The sequence below is a fragment of the Asticcacaulis aquihabitans genome, assembly GCF_032490435.1.
Taxonomy (GTDB): Bacteria; Pseudomonadota; Alphaproteobacteria; order Caulobacterales; family Caulobacteraceae; genus Asticcacaulis.
The window spans coordinates 453,766-469,863 of record NZ_JAVGWM010000004.1 but is presented as its reverse complement, the minus strand read 5'-3'; the positions used below and the strand labels follow the sequence as shown (position 1 = coordinate 469,863).

General features: G+C 58.7%; 12 protein-coding genes. 8 read left to right on the top strand and 4 right to left on the bottom strand.

Features of this window, described 5'->3' with window-relative positions; all coding sequences use genetic code 11:
- Window positions 1-75: 75 nt before the first annotated feature.
- Entirely contained in the window at window positions 76-1,962 is a 1,887-nt protein-coding gene (gene dnaG, locus RCJ00_RS16560; protein ID WP_316223326.1) for a DNA primase, read from the bottom strand.
- Between the two features lie 228 nt (window positions 1,963-2,190).
- Between dnaG and carA the strand changes: the two genes are divergently transcribed.
- Window positions 2,191-3,369 carry a glutamine-hydrolyzing carbamoyl-phosphate synthase small subunit gene (gene carA / locus RCJ00_RS16555; RefSeq protein ID WP_316223325.1) on the top strand — a complete coding sequence of 393 codons (1,179 nt, stop codon included), beginning with the start codon at window positions 2,191-2,193 and terminating at the stop codon, window positions 3,367-3,369.
- 204 nt (window positions 3,370-3,573) lie between these two features.
- Here carA and RCJ00_RS16550 read toward each other — a convergent pair whose 3' ends face one another.
- Complete coding sequence (locus tag RCJ00_RS16550) at window positions 3,574-3,894, bottom strand: hypothetical protein (RefSeq protein ID WP_316223323.1); 321 nt, start codon at window positions 3,892-3,894, stop codon at window positions 3,574-3,576.
- Window positions 3,895-3,961: 67 nt separating this feature from the next.
- Between RCJ00_RS16550 and RCJ00_RS16545 the strand changes: the two genes are divergently transcribed.
- The 5 genes from RCJ00_RS16545 (at window position 3,962) to RCJ00_RS16525 (ending at window position 13,087) form a co-directional block, all read left to right on the top strand.
- Complete coding sequence (locus RCJ00_RS16545; RefSeq protein WP_316223322.1) at window positions 3,962-5,044, top strand: hypothetical protein; 1,083 nt, start codon at window positions 3,962-3,964, stop codon at window positions 5,042-5,044.
- Window positions 5,045-5,359: 315 nt separating this feature from the next.
- Complete coding sequence (carB, locus tag RCJ00_RS16540; protein ID WP_316223321.1) at window positions 5,360-8,659, top strand: carbamoyl-phosphate synthase large subunit; 3,300 nt, start codon at window positions 5,360-5,362, stop codon at window positions 8,657-8,659.
- A gap of 259 nt (window positions 8,660-8,918) precedes the next feature.
- Window positions 8,919-11,246: a DUF6311 domain-containing protein gene (locus tag RCJ00_RS16535; protein ID WP_316223320.1), complete on the top strand. Its 2,328-nt coding sequence runs from the start codon at window positions 8,919-8,921 to the stop codon at window positions 11,244-11,246.
- Window positions 11,247-11,465: 219 nt separating this feature from the next.
- Window positions 11,466-11,939, top strand: coding sequence for a transcription elongation factor GreA (gene greA, locus RCJ00_RS16530; RefSeq protein WP_023458481.1), 474 nt, complete (start codon window positions 11,466-11,468; stop codon window positions 11,937-11,939).
- Window positions 11,940-12,103: 164 nt separating this feature from the next.
- On the top strand, window positions 12,104-13,087 hold the full coding sequence (locus RCJ00_RS16525) for a mitochondrial fission ELM1 family protein (protein ID WP_316223319.1): 984 nt from the start codon (window positions 12,104-12,106) through the stop codon (window positions 13,085-13,087).
- Between the two features lie 87 nt (window positions 13,088-13,174).
- Here RCJ00_RS16525 and RCJ00_RS16520 read toward each other — a convergent pair whose 3' ends face one another.
- Window positions 13,175-13,435 carry a GlsB/YeaQ/YmgE family stress response membrane protein gene (locus RCJ00_RS16520; RefSeq protein WP_316223318.1) on the bottom strand — a complete coding sequence of 87 codons (261 nt, stop codon included), beginning with the start codon at window positions 13,433-13,435 and terminating at the stop codon, window positions 13,175-13,177.
- 210 nt (window positions 13,436-13,645) lie between these two features.
- Between RCJ00_RS16520 and trxB the strand changes: the two genes are divergently transcribed.
- Window positions 13,646-14,686, top strand: coding sequence for a thioredoxin-disulfide reductase (trxB, locus tag RCJ00_RS16515; RefSeq protein WP_316223317.1), 1,041 nt, complete (start codon window positions 13,646-13,648; stop codon window positions 14,684-14,686).
- Between the two features lie 156 nt (window positions 14,687-14,842).
- Window positions 14,843-15,319: an Hsp20 family protein gene (locus RCJ00_RS16510; protein ID WP_316223316.1), complete on the top strand. Its 477-nt coding sequence runs from the start codon at window positions 14,843-14,845 to the stop codon at window positions 15,317-15,319.
- Window positions 15,320-15,610: 291 nt separating this feature from the next.
- Here the strand turns inward: RCJ00_RS16510 and RCJ00_RS16505 are convergent, their stop codons facing one another.
- Window positions 15,611-16,078 (bottom strand): EVE domain-containing protein, encoded by a 468-nt coding sequence (locus tag RCJ00_RS16505; RefSeq protein WP_316223315.1) that lies wholly within the window; start codon window positions 16,076-16,078, stop codon window positions 15,611-15,613.
- Window positions 16,079-16,098: the final 20 nt, after the last annotated feature.

Genomic DNA, 16,098 nt, shown 5'->3' with positions numbered 1-16,098 from the left:
GCCTGCGGATACGGCACATGTGTCATATTCGGCATAGTCTAAACGAACCCTTAACCACATGACTCTGCACGGTTTTTAGGGGGCCTCGTCCTGCCAGATTTGTCCGCTTCGCAAGGACTTCCGCAGGGCATCGCGTTCCAGCTTGAGCCGTGAAAAAAATTCTGTTCCCACCTGTTCGCGGGCCGAATTCAAGGCACGATCCAATGCCGTCAAACGCGAGACCGCGTTGAACGCCTGTATCCAGCGGGCGTGGGCATCAGCTTGAGATAGGTCCTTCGATAGGAATGGCGCGCCAGCTTTAAGGGCCGCCTTCTGAATCTCGCCTAACAATGCTCCAAGTCCTTGTTTGTGCAGATGGCGACTCAAACCGTCCCTGTCAAGCCCTTCATGTTGAAAACTCAATGCAACCAGCGCGGCTGACAGCGGCATCAGGGCCTCTTCGCCCAAACCGTAGGCTTCCAGCCCCTCCACCTGGTCCATCAGCCACTCAGGATTTTCGATCAATCCCTGGGCGATGCTGGCAGATGTCGGGTCAAGGGCCGCCGACAGGTTTTGCGCCGCCACCTTCGATTCCTGCATGGCGGGCGGAATATAGGTCTCGCCCTTCTTCCAATTGCCCTTGCCCCCCTTGAACTCAACGTTCGGCACGAAGGGCGCGCGCGGCTGAAAGGCCGGCCGTTGCGGCGTGACCAGGACATCGAAACGTTCCAGGAGGTCCTGACGGTAACTGTCGGCCAAGTCCTTGTCCTCGATCTGGGCCGCCAGGGCGCGCAGGCGTTTTTTCAACCCGGCCTTGCGCTCGGGCGTATCAAGCGGCTCGGCCTCGGCCTCACGCGCGAACAGGACTTCGACGAAAGGCTTGGTTTCCTTGAGCGCTTCGCGCAGGGCCAGCGCCCCCTTTTCACGCAACAGATCGTCCGGGTCCTGGCCGCCCGGCAAAAGGCACACCTTGAACGACCGGCCAGGCTTGAGCTTGGGCAGGGCGCGGTCGAGCGCACGGAAGGCGGCGCGCTGGCCGGCCTTGTCACCGTCGAAACACAGGGTCGGCTCCTCATGACGGCGCCACAGGATGTCGATCTGCTCCTCGGTCAGGGCGGTGCCGAGCGGGGCCACGGCGGCGACATGGGCGCGCTGGCAGGCGATGACGTCCATATAGCCTTCGACGACGACCAGTTCGGCGTGCTGTTCCTCGGCGCCGAGCAGTTTCAGCGCCTTGGGCAGGCCGAACAGCATCTGGCCCTTGTGGAACAGGGTCGTTTCCGGACCGTTGAGATATTTCGCCTTATCGTCGGGATTGAGCGCCCGCCCGCCGAAGGACACGACGATGCCGCGCTGGTCCTCGATCGGGAACATCAGCCGGTCGCGAAACCGGTCATAGGGGGCCGAGCCGTTCTCGACCTCGATCAAAAGGCCGCATTCGACCAGTTCGGATACCTTGGCGCCCCGCTGAACCATGGCATCTTTAAGGGCCGTGCGGTCGCGCGGAGCATAGCCCAGGCCGAAGGTGGCGATGTCTTCCGCCGACAGGCCGCGCCGCTCCAGATAATCGCGGGCGTTCTGGGCCGCCGGGGTCTTGTCCTGCAAACGGGCCACGAACCATTTGTGCGCCAGATCCATCCAGTCGCTGAGGCCGCGCCGCTTGATTTCCGCCGCCTTGGCCTGGGGCGTTTCGACCGGCAGGGCCATGCCGGCCTCGCTGGCCAGACGCTCGACCGCTTCATTGAAGCTCAGGCGCTCGGTTTCCTGCAGGAAGGAAATGATGTCGCCATGCTTGCCGGAGGAAAAGTCGTGATAAAAGCGCTTCTGGTCGTTGACGTAGAAGGACGGGGTCTTTTCCTTGGTGAAGGGCGACAGGCCGACCCATTCGCGGCCATTGCGACGCAGCTTCACGCTCTTGCCGATGACCTCGGACGGTCGCAGGCGATTTTTCAGCTCTTCCAGGAAATGATCGTCGAAACGCACGGGGGTGTTATAAACTTTCGCATTGCCGGTTGGGTACCGGAATTAACACATACTAACAGATGATTCGCGAAGGCGGCGGCGCCTTGCTTACGGCGCCTGTATATTCGGCCTGTATATTCGTGATGTCCGGCACACAATTAACACTTGATAACCGCGGCCCATGTCCCTATGTGTGCCGCCGTTTGCATGCACGCCTGCCGTTTGTAATTTCAAAGGAGATGATACCCCATGACAACTGAACTTCTGGAAGGTTGCACGGGTGTATTGGTCCTGGCCGACGGCACGGTTTATCAGGGCCTGGGCTGCGGCGCCGTTGGCGACGCCCTCGGCGAAGTCTGCTTCAACACGGCCATGACCGGCTATCAGGAAATCCTGACCGATCCGTCCTACATGGAACAGATCATTGCCTTCACCTTCCCGCACGTCGGCAATGTCGGCGTCAATTCGGACGATGTCGAACAGCTGGGTAACGATCCGAAGCGCGCCGCCAAGGGCGCCATCTTCCGCGACGCACCGACCCCGCCGGCCAACTGGCGGTCCGACATGAGCTTCAACGACTGGCTGACCGCACGCGGCATCGTCGGCATTTCCGGCATCGATACGCGCAGCCTGACCAAGACAATTCGCGAAAACGGCATGCCGCACGGCGTCATCGCCCATTCGCCGACTGGCCAGTTCGACCTGGAAGCCCTCAAGGCCAGGGCCCGCGACTGGAAAGGCCTGAATGGGCTCGACCTGGCGATCGACGCCACCGTGGCGCAATCGGCGGCCTATAGCACCGGGCTGTGGCAATGGCCGGAAGGCTTCAACCCCGCTACCAAGCATGACTTCAAGGTCGTGGTCATCGACTACGGCGTCAAGCAGAACATCCTGCGCGCGCTGGTCGATATCGGCGCTGACGTCGAAATCGTGCCCGCCAAGACGACGGCCGAGGACATCCTGGCCCGCCGCCCGGACGGTGTGCTGCTGTCCAACGGTCCGGGCGATCCAGCGGCCACCGGCGAATACGCCGTGCCCGTCATCCGCAAGCTGGTTGAGGCCGGCCTGCCGATCTTCGGCATTTGCCTGGGCCACCAGATGCTCGGCATCGCGCTGGGCGCTCGGACAATCAAGATGAGCCAGGGCCACCACGGCGCCAACCATCCGGTCAAGGACGAAACGACCGGTAAGGTCGAAATCGTGTCGATGAACCACGGCTTCGCCATCGACCGCGACTCGCTTCCCGAAGGCGTCGTCGAAACCCATGTCTCCTTGTTCGACGGCTCCAATTGCGGCATCGCCATGACGGGCAAACCGGTCTTTTCGGTGCAACACCACCCGGAAGCCTCGCCCGGCCCGGTTGATAGCCTCTACCTGTTCGAGCGCTTCGCCCAGAACATGCGTACCGCCACGGTGGCAACGGTTTAACGGATGTTATCACCGCAAATATCGGGTCCGTTATTAAATACTATTCCACTTCACTAGATGATGTGGCTCAAACGGGAATTTACGCAATCTTTTATCTGCTCCTGCCAGTGTAATATCTGCGCCGACTGTGCGACCTCTTTGCTGCTTAAAGGTGACCACAACGATATGTGACGCCGATTTGAAGCCACTCTCAACTTATTCTGCTCACACGTTTTTCTGTAGGAGCGCTTCGGCGACGTATCCATCATAAAAAAAGTCACAAATTTTCGCTAAATATTGACACGTCAGCGACAGCAACATAGCCTCAAACAACCTTAAGTTATTCTTTGCAATCAGAAACTGGGCGGGCATTGGTATGGTAAATTTGTCAAATGCACAAAAGGTGGGTTGCATAATACTCATAGCGGCCATTGCATGCCTTGGGGCTTGCGGTGGCGGTGATGGCGGAAATTCCACGCCAGGCCAAAGCTCGTCATCCTCGTCGTCTTCTTCATCCGCTTCTTTTTCTGCGGGCACGACCTTCACAGTTAACTCGCCGTCGCAATCTCGCTTTTCCGGACCAACCGTTGCGGGACTTAGCAATGGCAGCTTTGTGTTAGGATGGAATGACAATGGCGATATTACCACTTCAAAACCCACCATTGGTGGCATATTTCGGCTGTACAACGCTACCGGCACTGCAATTACATCTGAAATTGTACCCGCAACGTCGGCGCTAAATACTGGCTCTCAGAAGGCGTTATTGTCAGATATATCCCCTTTGACAGGCGGATCCTTTATAACGTTCTGGACAGCTTCCGTTGTTTCCGCGTCTACTAATCTGCCTACCAACAATATATTATATGCGCAGACCTACGATTCCGGAGGGCAGAAAACTGGTAGTGATAAACTGCTGCTGTCATCCAGTTATAAATATATCAAAGACATCAAAGTTAAAAACCTAACCTCTGGGGGTTTCCTAGCGAATTGGAGCAGTTACGCTGATTCCAGTCTTAACGCACCCGTAACGTATAAGGCTCAGGTTTTAGATTCCCAGCTTAATACAAGTGGGACGGAGTTTGAGATCGGCTCACCTGTCGGCCAGAAAGTCTTCACCTATAGCCTTGCTGGCCTGACTAATAGCGAGATTATGGTGGTTAAGAATGCGGACACAAAGGGCGATATTACGAACGCATCCATTACCGCCCAAAAATATAGCGCATCCGGGCTAAAAAGCAGCAGTGAAATCACTTTAGTGCCAAACTGCCCCTGCACCCCAGTTATAACAGCCTTGTCAGGTAGTAATTTTGCCTTAGCATGGGAAAATTACGAGAGTGTGTCAGGCGTTACAACGAACACAGGCATCTCTGTACAGATTTTTAATTCCCAAGGCATAGCCTTAAGTAGTCAAATTAATGCCGCCTCAACCTCTGGGGCACGATATACACCAAATATTATTAGCTTAAATAATTCAAACTTTGTCGTCATATGGATGGATGCCAATAACATCCTAAACGGTCAAATATTCGATAGTTCAGGCCTGAAAATCGGAACTGAGTTTACAATAACGTCGGATGTTGGGCTGATCACGCCCGTCGGTATATCCTCTACCAATGATGGCGGATTTGTTGTCGATTGGGGTTATGATTATTACAATTATCTTAACGGCATTAAGGCGAAAATTTACAGCCGTTAGCCGAGCTAATGTTTCTAAAGCACTCAAATGCGACATCGCCGACGTTATAACTCAAATATGAGTACAGCCCTTTCCTTAGCGGTTTTGGCGCGGCGTTGATCACCAATGATGCAGCTCTTAGCAGCTCCGGTATTTTCTGTCGGTTGAAAACTGACCCGCGTGATAAAGACTCTAAAAAATCTTGTTCAAGGGTTGCGTTGCCATCCCTAAGCCACTAAAGCACCCGCTTAGCCATAAAACATGCAGCGCCGACAGGCGTATATTCTCACCGGACTGTGCCCGTCGCAGCCCGCTATATGTGTACGAAAGACCGAGATGCCCAAACGCACAGATATCAAGTCCATTCTCATTATCGGCGCCGGTCCGATCGTTATCGGCCAGGCCTGTGAGTTCGACTATTCCGGCGTTCAGGCCTGCAAGGCGTTGCGCGAGGAAGGCTACCGCATCATCCTGGTCAATTCGAACCCGGCGACGATCATGACCGATCCGAACATCGCCGACGCCACCTATATCGAGCCCATCACGCCGGAATTCGTCGAAAAAATCATCGCCAAGGAACGTCCGGACGCGCTTCTGCCGACCATGGGCGGTCAGACCGCGCTGAATACCGCCCTCGCCCTGGAAAACTCCGGCGTACTGGCGAAGTACAATGTCGAAATGATCGGCGCCAAGGCCGAGGTCATCGACAAGGCCGAAGACCGCCAGAAGTTCCGCGACGCCATGGACAAGCTGGGCCTCGAATCGGCCAAGTCCGCCGTCGCCCACACCATGGAAGAGGCCATGGACGGCCTCGCCAGCATTGGCGGCCTGCCGGCGGTCATCCGCCCGTCCTTCACCCTGGCCGGAACCGGCGGCGGCATCGCCTTCAACATGGAAGAATTCAAGGACATCGTTTCCAACGGCCTCGACTTGTCTCCGACCACCGAAGTGCTGATCGAAGAATCGATCCTCGGCTGGAAGGAATACGAGATGGAAGTCGTGCGCGATACCGCCGACAACTGCATCATCGTCTGCTCCATCGAAAACGTCGATCCGATGGGCGTGCACACCGGGGATTCGATCACCGTCGCCCCTGCCCTGACCCTGACCGACAAGGAATACCAGATCATGCGCTCGGCCTCCCTGGCTGTGCTGCGGGAAATCGGCGTCGAAACCGGCGGTTCGAACGTGCAGTTCGCGCTCAATCCGCGCGACGGCCGTATGATCGTCATCGAAATGAACCCGCGCGTGTCGCGTTCGTCCGCCCTGGCGTCCAAGGCCACCGGCTTCCCCATCGCTAAGATCGCCGCCAAGCTGGCCGTTGGCTACACCCTTGACGAACTGCAAAACGACATCACCAAGACCACGCCCGCCTCGTTCGAGCCGTCAATCGATTACGTCGTCACCAAGATCCCGCGTTTCGCCTTTGAAAAATATCCAGGCTCAGAGCCGTTGCTCGGCACGTCGATGAAGTCGGTCGGTGAAGTCATGGCCATCGGCCGCACCTTCGCCGAATCGGTTCAGAAGGCGCTGCGTGGCTTGGAAACCGGCCTGTCGGGCTTCGACGAGATCGAAATTCCCGGCGTAAAGACCGCCGAAGACCTCAACGCCATCCGCGACGCCGTGATCCGGGAACTGGGCCGTCCGACGCCGGACCGCCTGCGCGTCATCGCCCAGGCCTTCCGTCACGGCTTGTCGGTCGAAGACATCAACGCCGCGTGCGAATACGAGCCGTGGTTCCTGCGCCAGATCGAAACCATCGTCTCCGAAGAAGCCAAGATCGGCGCGCTCGGACTGCCGACATCAGCCAAGGCGTTCCGCACGCTCAAGGCCATGGGCTTCTCCGATACCCGCCTCGCCCACCTAACCGGGAAGTCAGAAAAGGACGTCCGCGCCGCCCGTCAGGCACTGAACGTGCGTCCGGTGTTCAAGCGCATCGACACCTGCGCCGCCGAATTCGCCTCATCGACCGCCTACATGTATTCGACCTACGAATCGGGCGCCCTGGGCCAGGTGCCGGAATGCGAAGCCAATCCGTCGGACCGCGCCAAGGCCATCATCCTCGGCGGCGGTCCCAACCGGATCGGCCAGGGCATCGAATTCGACTATTGCTGCTGTCACGCCGCCTTTGCCTTCAAGGAAATCGGGCTTGAGGCCATCATGGTCAACTGCAACCCCGAAACCGTCTCGACCGACTACGACACCTCCGACCGGCTCTATTTCGAGCCGCTGACGGCCGAGGACGTGCTGGAACTAATCCATGTCGAGCAGTCCAAGGGCACGCTCAAGGGCGTGGTCGTGCAGTTCGGCGGCCAGACGCCGCTGAAGCTGGCCCAGGCGCTGGAAGACGAAGGTATACCGATCCTCGGCACCTCGCCCGACGCCATCGACCTGGCCGAAGACCGCGAACGCTTCCAGCACCTGCTGCGCGACATCAACCTGACCCAACCGATCAACGCCATCGCCCGCACGCCCGAAGAAGCGTTCAAGGCGGCGCATGAGGTCGGCTATCCCATCGTCATCCGCCCCTCCTACGTCCTGGGCGGCCGGGCCATGGAAATCATTCGCGACGACGAACAACTGACCCGCTATGTGCGTGAGGCCGTGAAGGTGTCGGGCGACAGCCCGGTCCTGATCGACCAGTACCTGTCCGCCGCCATCGAGGTCGATGCCGATGCCCTGGCTGACGGCACGGATGTCTTCGTGGCCGGCATCATGGAACATATCGAAGAAGCCGGCGTGCACTCGGGCGATTCCGCCTGCTCCTTGCCGCCCTTCTCGCTCAAGCCGGAAACGGTCAAGGAGCTGGAGCGCCAGACGGTCGAACTGGCCAAGGCCTTGCACGTGCGCGGTCTGATGAACGTTCAGTTCGCCATCCTGCATCCCTATTCGGAAAATCCGCAGATTTTCGTGCTGGAAGTCAATCCGCGCGCCTCGCGCACCGTGCCCTTCGTCGCCAAGACCCTGGGCCAGCCGCTGGCCGGCATCGCCGCCAAGGTCATGGCGGGTGAGCCCCTCGCCGGCTTTGGGCTTAAGCCGCGCGACTACCGCCACGTCGCGGTCAAGGAAGCCGTCTTCCCGTTCGCGCGCTTCGCCAATGTCGATACGGTTCTCGGGCCGGAAATGCGTTCAACCGGCGAAGTCATGGGCCTGGACTGGGTGCGTGACGGCGAAGAGATGATCGATGCCTTCTCACGCGCCTTCGCCAAGTCGCAGCAGGGGTCGGGCGTTCGCCTGCCGCAATCGGGCCGCGTCTTCGTCTCGGTCAAGGACATGGATAAGCCGATCGTCGTCGAATCGATCCGTACACTGATCGATCTGGGCTTCAAGATCGTCGCCACGGGCGGCACGGCCGATTACCTGAAGGCCCAGGGCCTGGAAATCGAAGCCGTCAAGAAGGTGCTGGAAGGCCGTCCGAACATTCTGGACGCCATCAAGAACGGTGAGATCGACCTGGTCTTCAACACGACCGAAGGCAAGCAGTCCCTGGCCGACAGCTTCTCGATCCGTCGCACCACCCTGATGATGAAGATCCCCTACTACACCACGGCGTCCGGCGCCGTCGCCGCCACCCGCGCCATCAAGAGCGGCCGCGACAACCAGCTGGATGTCCGTCCGTTGCAGGAATATGCCTGATACCGTCGCCATGAGCGGCTTAACAGCTCAGGTTAATAGGGCGGGGACTTCGGTCCTCGCCCTTTCCATTTAGGCGTAACAAAAAGTCACTGGATCACACGCTTGTGAACTTCGCGGATTTTGGTATGATTGCAGCGCAAAAAATCACTACCTTTACCGTATAAGGTGCCGCAAAAAAGCCTTGCGGTCCGGGCAGAAGCCCCGGTTTGGGCACGATTGCTGCACACTGACGACCTCCTGATCCTGAAGTAGAGACACTATGACCTTGCCGACCTGGCTCCGTCCCGGCCCGCTTTTTGCGAAAACGCAAGCCGCCGTCAGGCGCATGCCGCCGGAGGCATGGACGGGTCTGCATCGCGGCCTGTGCCTCATTGCGCCGCTCCTTCTGTTCGCCGCCTTTTTTGATCTGAACGTTCTCAATCCGACGCGCATCCTGTGGCTGCTCGATGAGGACTGGGGCCAGCACGTGCTCGGCTGGAACGCCTTCCGCCACATGCCATGGTCGACCTTCAACCACGAAACGCTCCTGGGTGCGCCGGTCGGCAACACCATTATCTCGACCGACTCGAACCCTTTGTTCGCCTTTTTCTTCAAGACCTTCCGTCACTGGTTGCCCGATAATTTCCAGTATATCGGACCGTGGTTCCTGTTCTGCGTGATCATGCATTTTACCTTTGCGTATAAGCTGATCCGCCCCCATGCCCCCAATCGCTGGGCCGCGCTCGGCGGGGCCATCGCCCTGTCCGCCCTGCCCATGCTCTATTACCGCATGCGTCACGACACGCTTGTGGCGCAATGGCTCATTCTGTGGGGCCTGCACCTCTTCATTAATGTCCGCGACGATCAGTTGCCGACGGGCAAGGGGCTGGGCTTTGCCTTAAGCTGGTTCCGCAACGGCGCCAAGATGCTCGGCTATAGCGCCCTGCTGTTCGTCACCGGTCTGATCCACCCCTATATCCTGTTCATGGTTGCGGCCATATGGGGCGGCGACTGCCTGAAGCGCTTCTTCAGCGGCCTGAGCCTCGTCGAGCGTAAATTGCAGGCTAAGCCGTGGGTTCTGGTCGATGCTGTTGTGCGCGCCGTATTCACCCTGGCCTGGGCCATCCTGGCCCTGTTCATTGCGGGCAGCTTTACCAAGGGCATGAGCCCGGGCGCCGGCGGCTACGGCTATTACTCCTTCCCGCTCGATGGCTGGTTCAATCCGGTCAAGCCGGAATTCTCGTCCGTCCTTAAGGCGTGGCCGCTCGATGGCGGGCAATCGTTCGAGGGCTATCAGTATCTTGGCTTCGGCCTCATTGTTCTGGTCGTAGCCGCAGCGATCCTCTATTTCACGCAGCCCGAAGCCCGCCAATCGCGCAGCTTTATCGCTGCCTTGCGCCCGCTCACCGCGCCATTTCTCATACTGCTGCTCATCGCCGTATCGAACCACGCGCAGTTCTACGGATACGATGTCTGGAAATTCAAACTGCCGGATGAACTGCGTGGCCCCGCCGCCGTCCTGCGCGCCTCAGGCCGCCTGACCTGGCCGATTACCTATCTGCTGATCGTGACCGCGCTGGTGGTGCTTTTCAAATCGCGCCCCAAGACCATCGCCATCCTGCTGCCGCTCGTCCTGGTGGTTCAGGCCTATGACATAGCCGGCATGTCGCGCGCCATGCGTAAGGCGACCGCGCTGGCCGCCAGCACGGAACAGTATCATGAAACCCCCAGTCCCGAATGGGACCAACTGGTCAGCGCCGCCAAGGGGATCGACTTTTATCCGACCAATGTCCACCTGAACGACCGCCTGTTCTACGAACTGACATGGCGCGCGACCTCTCAGGTCAAGCCAGTCAACACCATGTACGCGGCCCGCGAAAACCTGATCCAGATCGCCAATCAGGAAGCCAGCCAGGACGCCTTCAAACGCGGCGAAGTGCGCACCGACCATCTGTTTGTCTTCCTCAAGCAATGCGACGCGCCGCAGTCCCTGTGGCCGAAGCTGCGCATGCTCGACGGCGTCTGGATCATTCCACCGGAAGGCGCCAATCTCGACCTGCCGGCGCCGGAATGGACGCCGCTGCGCCCCGAAGTCCGCTTCGGCTGGCTTGACCAAGGCACCTGCCTGCTCGACGAAAACTGGTCGCGTCCGGAATATGACGGTGTTTGGAGCGAAGGGCCTCAGGCCAACCTGCGCATTCCGATCAAGCACGTCCAGTTCGATACGCCGCGCCCGAAGGCACTCGATCTCACCCTGAAGGCCAAGAGCCGCAAGCCGGTGTTGGTCAGCGTGGTCATCAACGATGTGAAGATGGACGAAATCATGCTCGACCACACAGCCACACTCAACACCATCCGCCTGCCGGCCTCGGTCATGCGTGGCGAGACGCTGAAAATTCGCTTCCTGATCGAAGAGCCGGGCCGTAAGACCAAGACAACCGTCGTATCGGCCAATGTCAGCAAAAATGTTCGCGGTCGGTCGGAGGCGCACACCTTGAAACCCGTCCCCCTGGAAGCGAAAGACCTGGGGATCAAATTGATCGACATCAAGCTGACCGATCCCGATACCGCCCCCAAACCCCCTGTGCCCGGCCAGATGCAGGGCTAAACACACACCAGATCGAGCGCCTGATCCGCCCGATCAAAAGCCCTTTCATATTTTTGCGAATGGAACTATAAGGGCTCCCCGGTTTCGTTTGTGCACTGCGCTCAGCAGCAAAACGGACAAACCCATCACCGTCGTACAGTTTCCTGACCGGTTGTAGTCGCCCTCAACCGTCGTCAGGCTTTTTGTCATTCCTCAGGGTGGAAAAGAACTTAATCGCACATGGAAAAAGTGCCGATGACCGTCGCGGGCTATCAGGTTCTCGACGAAGAATTGAAACGTTTGAAGTCTATAGAGCGTCCCAGTGTGATTGCGGCCATTTCGGAAGCGCGCGCCCACGGCGACCTGTCCGAAAACGCCGAATATCACGCCGCCAAGGAACGCCAGGGCTGGATCGAAGGCCAGATTGCGGACATCGAAGACCGGATCAGCCGCGCGCAGGTCATCGACGTGTCCAAGCTTTCCGGAGCGCACGTCAAGTTCGGCGCGACAGTCACCGTAATCGACGAAGACACCGAAGAAGAAGGCCGCTATCAGGTCGTGGGTGAACACGAAGCCGACGTGAAGTCGGGCAAGATTTCGCTGACCTCACCTCTGTCGCGCGCCATGATCGGCAAGGAAGTCGGCGACGTCGTCGAAGTTCAAACCCCTGGCGGCGTCAAAGCCTACGAAATCGTCAAGGTCGAGTGGCTTTAAGACTATGGGGGGCGACTTCGGTCGCCAGCCTATGCCTTTCTGATTTTGTCGAATCGGACACAGACTTGCGCGGGATTATCCTGCGCAAGTCTTTTGCTTTCTGAAGGACCGCCAAGGCATTTGGGGGCAACCGGACGCGGATATTTTTGTTTCAGGTGGAATGAATGCCAGAACCCTTGACGATCTGGGTGGTGTCCGACGGACGCGCCGGTATTGAAAACCAGGCGCTGGGTTTGGCCGAGGCCGTTAGCCGCATCACACCGGCACAGATCGTTATCAAGCGCATCCACTACGCGCCGCTGTTCGATCGCCTGCCCACCGCGCTGAAACTCTTTCCCGACGCCATGCTGCGCCCCGACAGCGACCCGTTGACGGGGCCATATCCGGACATCTGGATCGCGGCCGGGCGGGCCACCTTGCCGCACAGCCTGCGCGTAAAGGCACGATCCGGTGGCCGGACCTTCGTTGTCCAGCTTCAGAACCCCAAGCATAATCCGAAGGCGTTCGACCTGGTCATCGCGCCGGAACACGACCATATCAGCGGCGGCAACGTCCTGTCATTGATCGGATCGACCAACCGCATCACGGCGCAAACTCTGGCGGACGCCTACACACGATGGGAAGACAGCTTGAACGCCCTGCCCCATCCCCGAGTCGCGGTGCTGATCGGCGGGCGGTCCAAGGCCTATGACATCGATGAGGCGCGCGCCTCAGTTCTCGGCGCGGAAATTCACAGCGCCATTGCCCATGCCGGTGGCTCTGTGCTGTTGACCGTGTCGCGGCGGACGCCCGATACCGCGCGCCGGATACTGACCGACGCCCTCGCCGATCTTCCCGGCCTCATATTTGATGGCCAAGGTGACAACCCCTATTTCGCCTTTCTGTACGCCGCAGACCGCTTCCTGATCACGGAAGACTCCGTCAATATGGCGACAGAGGCGGCCGCAACAGGAAAACCGATCCAGATTCTCAGCATGGAGCGGCGAACCCTGGGTTCGGGTGAGAAGTTCGAGGATTTTCATGAAACCCTGCGCGCCAAGGGCATTACGCATCCGTTCAACGGCGCGCTCGCAGGCGAGGCCTATCCGCCGCTTGATGAAACCGCCCGCGCGGCGCGACACCTGCTCGACGCCTATAATAAAAAATAGGCGACGAAGCTCTCACTCTTCGTCGCCTATTTCTAAATCCTGAGAGTTGGGATCAACAGGATTATATGGTTAGCCGAAGCGGCAGTATTAAACGCGTCGACCGCGCATCATGCGACCGATGGCGATCAGGATACAGGCGCCGACAATGCCCGCGACCAGATAACCGATAACGCCACCGAAAGAGATGCCGATAATCGAGAAAAGGGCGTTGGCTACGATCGAACCGACAATGCCGAGGATGATGTTCATCAACAGCCCCTGATTGGACTTCATGATCTGCTCAGCCGCCCAACCGGCGACCGCACCTACGATAATAGCCAAAAGCCAGCCGATACCTTGTTGTTCCATGACACTCACCTCTTTCAAAAAAACCGCGCAAGAAAACGACGACGGCGGATGAGTCTGACCTTAATTGTCAGTTCGAATTTTCGAGATATGGATATGCCGCCAATTTGCAAGGTTTCAGAAAATGACCGCCTTTATGCAATTCCTAATGACAAGGCGTGCGGCACTTCCTATCTAGAAGGCCATTAACGATTTCGATTCCGAGTGAGTGTCATGTCCACGCCCCGTAACCTTCGCTGCGCCATCATCGGTACCGGCCCCGCCGGCTGGACCGCCGCCATCTACGCGGCGCGCGGCCTGTTGTCGCCGGTCATCTTCACCGGCCCCCAGGGTGGCGGACAACTGACCATCACCACCGATGTCGAAAACTATCCCGGCTTCGCCGAGGTCGTCCAAGGTCCGTGGCTGATGGACCAGATGAAGGACCAGGCCGTCCATATGGGCACCGAGATCATCGGTGAAATCGTCACCAAGGCGGACCTGTCGCGCCGTCCGTTCCTGCTGGAAACCGAAAGCGGCGCGCAATTCCTTGCCGAAACCGTCATTATCGCCACCGGTGCCCAGGCCAAGTGGCTGGGGATCGAGTCCGAAAAGACCTATCAGGGCTTCGGCGTCTCGGCTTGCGCCACCTGCGACGGATTCTTCTATCGCAACAAGGTCGTCGCGGTTGTCGGCGGCGGTAATACGGCCGTCGAAGAAGCGCTCTTCCTGACCAAGTTCGCCGCCAAGGTCTATCTCATTCACCGCCGCGAGCAATTGCGCGCCGAAAAGATCCTGGTCGAACGCCTGCTCAACGATCCGAAGATCGAGCCGGTATGGAATGTCGCCGTTGACGAAATCCTGGGCGAGACCAATGAATTTGGCGGCGCCGGTGTGGTCGGCGTGCGGCTTCAGGACGTCAATACCGGCGAATACCGCGTCATCGATCTGGACGGCGTTTTCATCGCCATCGGCCACGCGCCCGCCTCGCAACTGTTCGAAGGGCAACTGGAAACCAAGCAGGGCGGTTACCTGGTCGTCGAGCCGGGTACGCCGAAAACCTCGATCAAGGGCGTTTTCGCCGCCGGCGACGTCACCGACGATGTCTACCGCCAGGCCGTCACCGCCGCGGGTATGGGGTGCCAGGCCGCGCTGGAAGCCATCCGCCTGCTGGCCGAAGAAGACCACCACCACGCCCTGCTGACGGCGCGCGAAATCGATGAAGAATTTTCGCACCTGCCTCTTGAACAGCAAAAAGTCGCTACCAAATCATAAGGCGAAGGTGCCGATCACGGGCCTTCTGGTTTAACAACACCGCCCATTAGGGGGTGTAGATGTTTAACCAAATCAAACCTTTACGGACTACGCCCGTGTCTGCCTGCTGTGCGCACGATGTCCGTAAGGCACTCGCTTTATGCAAGGAGAGCCCTTATGCGTACTTCAGTTGATTATTCCCCCCTCTATCGTTCCGCCGTCGGTTTTGACCGCCTGTTCAACCTGCTCGACACCGCCACCCGTACCGACAATGCGCCGGGCTGGCCCCCATATAATATCGAGCGTTTGAAGAACGAATCCGAAGAGGGTGACACCTATCGCATCGAAGTGGCTGTCGCGGGCTTCAAGCCTGACCAGCTCAATATCGAAGTGAAGGAAAACGTCTTGACCGTCACCGGCAAGAAGGACGCCGAAGACGGCAACCGTACCTTCCTGCATCGCGGCCTGGCCGAACGCTCGTTCGAGCGCCGCTTCCAACTCGCCGACCATATCAAGGTGACCGATGCCGAGCTGGCCAATGGCCTGCTTTCCATCACGCTTACCCTTGAAGTGCCGGAAGCCAAGAAGCCCAAGACGATCGCCATCAAGACGGCCGTCAACGACACGACGCCGGTCCTGACCGCCGCCGAGTAACGTCTGAAAGCGTGCCCTGATCTAGGGCATTTCCCGAGACTATTGAATCGGACAAATGCTCTAGATCTTTAGTTTGCCGCACTTTTGATCCGAAAAGTGCGTCACACTTTTCGGAAAGTGCTCTAGGCCCCTGTTTTCAGGGTTTGGGGCACGCCACTACCCTTTGTTTCTCCCCGAACTCATGTGTGTCGCGCCGTCCGCCGGTATGGCTGGACAGCGCTAGAAGCCCCCGGACCGCTGATCTCCACCTGCGTCCCTACAGGTGTAGATGGTCAGCCGCCGGGGGCTTTTTCATAGTTGAACCGTCACCGCCTGACCGGTCATAGCCTGGCTGATAAGCATAAAATCGTGGTGGCTAATTTCGCGCACGCCGAACCGCAAGCTGTAGCCCCAGTTCGGGTCCGCCGTCAGTTCCAGACACTCTTTCAGCGCCTTCACCGGCTGCTCCGTCCCATTCGCCCAATCGACATCACGGCGGAAGGGCTGAAACTCGGTGCTCATATAGCCGCGATAAACCTCGCCCGGCCGGATGCGACCGATCGCGGTAAAGGATTGAAACCCGTCCTTGCGCCCCATCTGTTCCGATGGAGAATAGTAGACGATGCCATCCCCCGGCATCATGCGCCGCAATGGGCCCTGCTTGCCGTGATTGACCTGCATGAACCCTTCCGCACGGCCGCGCCGGACATGTTCGGCGCAGGCCACGGCCAGCCAGAAACGGGTAGCGCCACAGGGATTATCGGCGGGTATCTGGGTCATGGTCTGTCTCCTTACGGAAT